Here is a 5,582-nt window from a genome sequence, read left to right on the forward strand (position 1 = left end):
AACAACGATCTCGAACAGCTGTTCGGCTCGTACCGCCATCACGAGCGGCGCACCACGGGTCGCAAGGCCGCTAGTCCTGCCACGGTGTTGCGCGGTGCGGTGCGACTGCTGGCGGCAACGGCCACGCGGGAGCGCTTGGTCACGGCACGCGAGCTCGCGTGTGCCAACCGACAACGCTGGCGGGAGTTACGGGCACAACTGGAACGGCGCCGCTGCGCACGCGTGCAGCGCACCCGGTTCCGGCGCAATCCCGAGCAGTACCTCGCCAACTTGGAGCAACTGGCCGATCAGCTGGCTTTGCCGTCCTAGAAAAAAAGCCCTGCGACTGCAGGGCTACATGTCGGGCGTCAGGCCGTCAGGCCGTTGCTCACTTCTGCGACAGCACCCACTTGGCCAGCACCTTGGCTTCATCAGCGGAGACCTGGGGGTTGGCCGGCATCGGCACGGGGCCCCACACGCCGGCGCCGCCCTTGATGATCTTCTCGGCCAGCTTGGCTTCGGCGGTCTTGTCGCCGGCGTACTTGGCGGCGACGTCCTTGTAGGCGGGGCCGACCAGCTTCTTGTCCACGGCGTGGCAGGCCAGGCAGTTCTTCTTCTGAGCCAGTTCCAGGTTGGCGAAGGCGGGGGTGGAAACGGCCGCGGCAGCGGCAACGATCACGGGAAGCAGGAACTTCATGATGTCCTTTCGGGCTTTTCGGGCTGCAGAACGCGTGGGCGTTCGTCCAGATGCGCAACAGGCGCAAGGCCTGCAACGCAATCTTACGGGGTCAGGTTGACCTGACCCTGACCAGCCTCAGCTTCAGTCGAACTTGTCCAGCACCGCGCCCGAAGAAGCGCTGCAGGCGTTGCGCGCGAACTTGGCCAGCACGCCGCGGGTGTAGCGCGGCGCGGGCTGTTTCCATTGGGCGCGCCGGCGCGCGATCTCGGCCTCATCGACGTTGAGCTGCAGCAGCAGCTGGTGCGCATCGATGGTGATGGCGTCGCCCTCCTGCACCAGCGCGATGTTGCCGCCATCGTAGGCCTCGGGCGCGACGTGGCCCACGACCATGCCCCAGGTGCCGCCGGAGAAGCGGCCGTCGGTGATCAGGCCCACGCTCTCGCCCAGGCCCTGGCCGATGAGCGCGCCGGTAGGCGCGAGCATCTCCGGCATGCCGGGGCCGCCCTTGGGGCCGAGGTAGCGCAGCACCATCACGTCGCCGGCCTTGATCTGGCCGGCCATGATCGCGGCCAGTGCCGACTGCTCGTCATCGAACACGCGCGCCGGGCCGGTGATGACGGGGTTCTTCAGGCCGGTGATCTTGGCCACGCAGCCTTCGGGCGAGAGGTTGCCCTTGAGGATGGCCAGGTGCCCCTGCGCGTACAGCGGGTCGGACACGGGCCGGATCACGTCCTGCTCGGCCGTGAGATCGGGCACGTCGGCCAGGTTCTCGGCCACCGTCTTGCCGGTGATGGTCATGCAGTCGCCGTTGAGCAGCCCGGCCTTGAGCAGCTCCTTCATCACCGCGGGGATGCCACCGGCGCGGTGTAAGTCCACCGCCAGGTACTGGCCCGAGGGCTTCAGGTTGCACAGCACGGCGACCTTCTTGCGCATGCGCTCGAAGTCGTCGATCGTCCATTCGACCTCGGCGGCATGCGCGATGGCCAGGAAGTGCAGCACCGCGTTGGTGGAGCCGCCGGTGGCCATGATCACGGCCACCGCGTTCTCGATGCTCTGCTTGGTGACGATGTCGCGCGGCTTGAGGTCCTTCTTCACCGCCTCCACCAGCACCGCCGCGGCGCGGCGGGTGCTCTCCACCTTCTCGTCGTGCACGTTGGCCTCGGTGGAGGAGTAGGGCAGGCTCATGCCCAGCGCCTCGAAGGCCGAGCTCATGGTGTTGGCGGTGTACATGCCGCCGCAGGAGCCGCTGCCGGGGATGGCGCGCTTCTCGATCTCGCAGAAGTCCTCCTCGGACATCTTGCCGGCGCTGAACTGGCCCACCGCCTCGAACACGCTGACGATGTTGAGGTCCTGCCCCTTGTAGCGGCCCGGCAGGATGGTGCCGCCGTAGACGTAGATGGCCGGCACGTTGGCGCGCAGCATGCCCATCATCCCGCCGGGCATGTTCTTGTCGCAGCCGCCGATGACGAGCACGCCGTCCATCCACTGGCCGCCCACGCAGGTCTCGACGCAGTCGCTGATGACCTCGCGCGATACCAGCGAGTACTTCATGCCCTCGGTGCCCATGGCCATGCCGTCGCTGATGGTGGGCGTGCCGAAGATCTGCGGATTGGCGCCAGCAGCCTGAAGCCCTTCCACTGCTGCGTCGGCCAGGCGCTGCAGGCCGGAGTTGCAGGGCGTGATGGTGGAGTGGCCGTTGGCCACGCCGATCATCGGCTTGCCGAAGTCGCCCTCGGTGTAGCCCATGGCGTAGTACATGGAACGGTTGGGGGCGCGCGCCACGCCCTCGGTGATGTTCCTGGAACGGCGGTTGTCGCTCATGTGGTCGTGCTCCTGCGGTGTGCCGGCGATGGCCGCGGTGCGCATGAGGCCCCGGTGGCCGTGCCGGCGCGGGGCAGTATGCCGAAGCCAAAAATAGAGAGTCCAATATATTTGTCAGCAGTAATTGATTCGCGGAGTGAATGAATGATCGAGCTGCGACCGCTGCGCCAATTCGTGGCTGTGGCCGAGGAGCTGCACTTCGGGCGCGCCGCACGGCGGCTGCTCATGACACAGCCGCCGCTGACGCAAGCCGTGCAGGCGCTGGAGCGCGCGCTGCAGGTGCAGCTGCTGCAGCGCACGCGGCGCTCGGTGGCGCTCACGCCCGCTGGCGAGGCGCTGCTGGTCCAGGCCCGGCGGCTGCTGCGCGAGGCGGAGGCGCTGCCCGAGCTGGTGCGGGCGGCGGCGGCGGGGCTGTCGGGGCGGCTGCGCCTGGCCTTCGTCTCCAGCATCGCCTATGGGCCGCTGCCGCCCTGGCTGAGTTCGTTTCGCGAGCACCATCCCGACGTGGAGCTGCAGTTGCGCGAGGCGACCATGGACGTGCAACTGGCGGCACTGGCGGCGGGCGACATCGACGCGGGCTTCGTCCTGCATGCGCCTGCGGCGGTGCCGGCGTCGCTGCTCGCGCTGCAGGTGCTCATCGAGCCGCTGGTGCTGGCGTTGCCCGCGGGGCATCCCGCTGCGGTGCACGAGACGGTGCGCTTCGAGGAAGTGGCCTCCGAGCCGCTGCTGATCTTCCCGCGCGGCGTGGCGCCTTCGCTGTTCGATGCGGTGCTCGCGCGCTACCACGCGGGCGGCTGCGCGCCGCGCATCGCGCAGGAGGCGATCCAGCTGCAGACCATCGTGAGCCTGGTATCGGCCGGAATGGGCGTGGCGTGGGTGCCGGCGTCGATGACGCAACTGCAGCGTCCGGGCGTGGTTTACAGGCGCGTGGACCCCGATGCACCGCAGGCGCACACCAGCCTGCTGTGGCGGGAGGATTCGCCGGTGGTGCAGCGCTTCGTGGCGCATGTGCGGGCGCAACTGCGGGAGCAGCGACAATTCGCAGCTCTCGAAGGAGTAGGAAGCCGCTGATGCTCGTGCACCCCCAGTTCAATCCCATCGCCCTTTCGCTCGGCCCGCTGCAGGTGCACTGGTATGGGTTGACCTACATGGCAGCTTTCGGCCTGTTTTTGTGGCTTGCGGTACGGCGGGTGCATCTGCCGTGGTTCGCGCAGGCGGGCTGGACCCGGCGCGATGTCGAGGATCTGCTGTTCTTCGGCGTGCTGGGCGTGGTCGTGGGCGGCCGGCTGGGCTACGCGCTGTTCTACAAGCCGGGCTACTACGCCAGCCATCCGCTGGAGGTGTTCATGGTGTGGCGCGGCGGCATGTCGTTCCACGGCGGGCTGCTGGGCGTGCTGGGAGCGATGGCGCTGTACGCGTACCGGCGCGGACGGCGCTTCCTGGAAGTGACGGACCTGATCGCACCGTGCATCCCCATCGGGCTGGCCTGCGGGCGTATCGGCAACTTCATCAACGGTGAGCTGTGGGGGCGGGCAGCCGACCCGAGCCTGCCCTGGGCGATGGTGTTCCCGCAGTCCGGCTCGGACGTGCCGCGCCATCCATCGCAGCTCTACCAGTTCTCCCTGGAAGGGGTGCTGCTGTTCGTGCTGCTGTGGATTTATTCGCGCAGGCCGCACCCGCTCGGACGGGTCTCGGGGGTGTTCCTGGTGGGCTATGGCGTGCTGCGCTTCGTGGCCGAGTACTTCCGCGAGCCCGACAGCTTCCTGGGACTGCTGGCGCTGAACATGAGCATGGGCCAGTGGCTGTGCCTGCCGATGATCGCCGCCGGCGTGCTGTTGTGGACGAGGTCGTCCAGGCAGGCGGGCTAGCATCGCGGCCATGCGACAGATCTTTCTCGATACCGAAACCACCGGCCTGAGCCCCGAGAACGGCGACCGCATCGTCGAAATCGGCTGCGTGGAGATGGTGGCGCGGCGCCTGAGCGGCCGCAACAAGCACTTCTATCTCAACCCGGAGCGCAAGAGCCACGAGGAGGCGGTGCGCATCCACGGCCTCACGGACGAGTTCCTGGCCGACAAGCCCGTGTTTGCCGCGGTGGCAGACGAGCTGATGGATTTCCTCTCGGGCGCCGAGATCATCATCCACAACGCCCCCTTTGACGTCGGCTTTCTGAACGAGGAACTGCGTCGGCTGGGGCGGCCGCCGCTCGGCCAGCATGTGGCGCAGATCACGGACAGCCTGCACATGGCCCGGGAACTCTATCCCGGCAAGGCCAACTCCTTGGATGCGCTGTGCCGTCGCTTGGAAGTCGACAACACCAGCCGGACCTTCCACGGCGCGCTGCTCGATGCCGGACTGCTGGCGGAGGTCTACATCCGCATGACCCGCGGGCAGAACGCGCTGGTCATCGAAGAGGAAGAAGTGAAGACCGAGGTGGTGGAGGACGAGCTCCCCGCCATTGACCTGACGCAGTTCACCCTGCCGGTGCTGCGTGCCAGTGAATCCGAGTGCCTCGCGCACGAAGCCGTCTTGGCCGGGCTTGAAAAAGCGAGCGGGGGTCTTGTGCAGTGGAAAAAACTCATGCCATAATCGCGGTCGTCTTCCGGGATGCAAGACGACCAGCGAATTCCGGGCGGTTAGCTCAGCGGTAGAGCACTGCCTTCACACGGCAGGGGTCGCAGGTTCGAACCCTGCACCGCCCACCAGATTTCGCAGTGGCTTCAAAAACCAAGTGTTTGACAAGGTTTTTAAAGCGTGTCAGAATCTCGGTCTTCGCTGATTAACGCAGCGACTGATTGCGAAAGCAGTCAAGCTCTTTAAAAACATACAGCCGATAAGCGTGGGCGTTCGCAACGGTGACTGAGGTGTCTCAGGGTCGCAAGACCTGAGGTTCTTCGGAGCCTCGAACGCTCGATGCAGAAGTTGAAGTTTTCTTCAATTTCCTTTGAGCAGTAATATTCAAGATCGAACTGAAGAGTTTGATCCTGGCTCAGATTGAACGCTGGCGGCATGCCTTACACATGCAAGTCGAACGGCAGCACGGGAGCAATCCTGGTGGCGAGTGGCGAACGGGTGAGTAACGCATCGGAACGTGCCCAGTCGT

5 protein-coding genes, 1 tRNA gene, 1 rRNA gene and 1 pseudogene are annotated in these 5,582 nt (G+C 66.2%); 6 read left to right on the forward strand and 2 right to left on the reverse strand.

What is annotated here, in order from left to right; translation table 11 throughout:
- A pseudogene (locus tag H537_RS54510) lies at positions 1-309 on the forward strand (ISNCY family transposase); the annotation flags it as partial.
- 58 nt (positions 310-367) lie between these two features.
- On the opposite strand, the gene H537_RS0118675 reads toward H537_RS54510, so the two are convergent.
- Both H537_RS0118675 and ilvD read right to left on the reverse strand, forming a co-directional pair.
- Positions 368-676: a c-type cytochrome gene (locus H537_RS0118675; RefSeq protein ID WP_028999049.1), complete on the reverse strand. Its 309-nt coding sequence runs from the start codon at positions 674-676 to the stop codon at positions 368-370.
- Positions 677-799: 123 nt separating this feature from the next.
- Complete coding sequence (ilvD, locus tag H537_RS0118680) at positions 800-2,479, reverse strand: dihydroxy-acid dehydratase (RefSeq protein ID WP_028999050.1); 1,680 nt, start codon at positions 2,477-2,479, stop codon at positions 800-802.
- Between the two features lie 144 nt (positions 2,480-2,623).
- Here ilvD and H537_RS0118685 point away from each other — a divergent pair, with 144 nt between their 5' ends.
- The 5 genes from H537_RS0118685 to H537_RS0118705 form a co-directional block, all read left to right on the forward strand.
- Positions 2,624-3,550, forward strand: coding sequence for a LysR family transcriptional regulator (locus H537_RS0118685; RefSeq protein ID WP_028999051.1), 927 nt, complete (start codon positions 2,624-2,626; stop codon positions 3,548-3,550).
- Complete coding sequence (gene lgt, locus H537_RS0118690) at positions 3,550-4,347, forward strand: prolipoprotein diacylglyceryl transferase (protein ID WP_028999052.1); 798 nt, start codon at positions 3,550-3,552, stop codon at positions 4,345-4,347. The genes H537_RS0118685 and lgt overlap by 1 nt, the downstream gene beginning before the upstream one ends.
- Positions 4,348-4,357: 10 nt before the next feature.
- Entirely contained in the window at positions 4,358-5,068 is a 711-nt protein-coding gene (gene dnaQ, locus H537_RS0118695) for a DNA polymerase III subunit epsilon (RefSeq protein ID WP_028999053.1), read from the forward strand.
- 41 nt (positions 5,069-5,109) lie between these two features.
- Positions 5,110-5,184, forward strand: a tRNA-Val gene (locus H537_RS0118700).
- 261 nt (positions 5,185-5,445) lie between these two features.
- Positions 5,446-5,582: ribosomal RNA gene (locus H537_RS0118705) — 16S ribosomal RNA — on the forward strand; the annotation flags it as partial.

This window comes from Azohydromonas australica DSM 1124, assembly GCF_000430725.1.
GTDB lineage: Bacteria > Pseudomonadota > Gammaproteobacteria > Burkholderiales > Burkholderiaceae_C > Azohydromonas > Azohydromonas australica.

Bases quoted from the DNA above. Each gene is read 5' to 3' on its own strand.
- H537_RS0118675 (WP_028999049.1), bottom strand. From the start codon at position 676: ATGAAGTTCCTGCTTCCCGTGATCGTTGCCGCTGCCGCGGCCGTTTCC.
- ilvD (WP_028999050.1), bottom strand. From the start codon at position 2,479: ATGAGCGACAACCGCCGTTCCAGGAACATCACCGAGGGCGTGGCGCGC.
- H537_RS0118685 (WP_028999051.1), top strand. From the start codon at position 2,624: ATGATCGAGCTGCGACCGCTGCGCCAATTCGTGGCTGTGGCCGAGGAG.
- lgt (WP_028999052.1), top strand. From the start codon at position 3,550: ATGCTCGTGCACCCCCAGTTCAATCCCATCGCCCTTTCGCTCGGCCCG.
- dnaQ (WP_028999053.1), top strand. From the start codon at position 4,358: ATGCGACAGATCTTTCTCGATACCGAAACCACCGGCCTGAGCCCCGAG.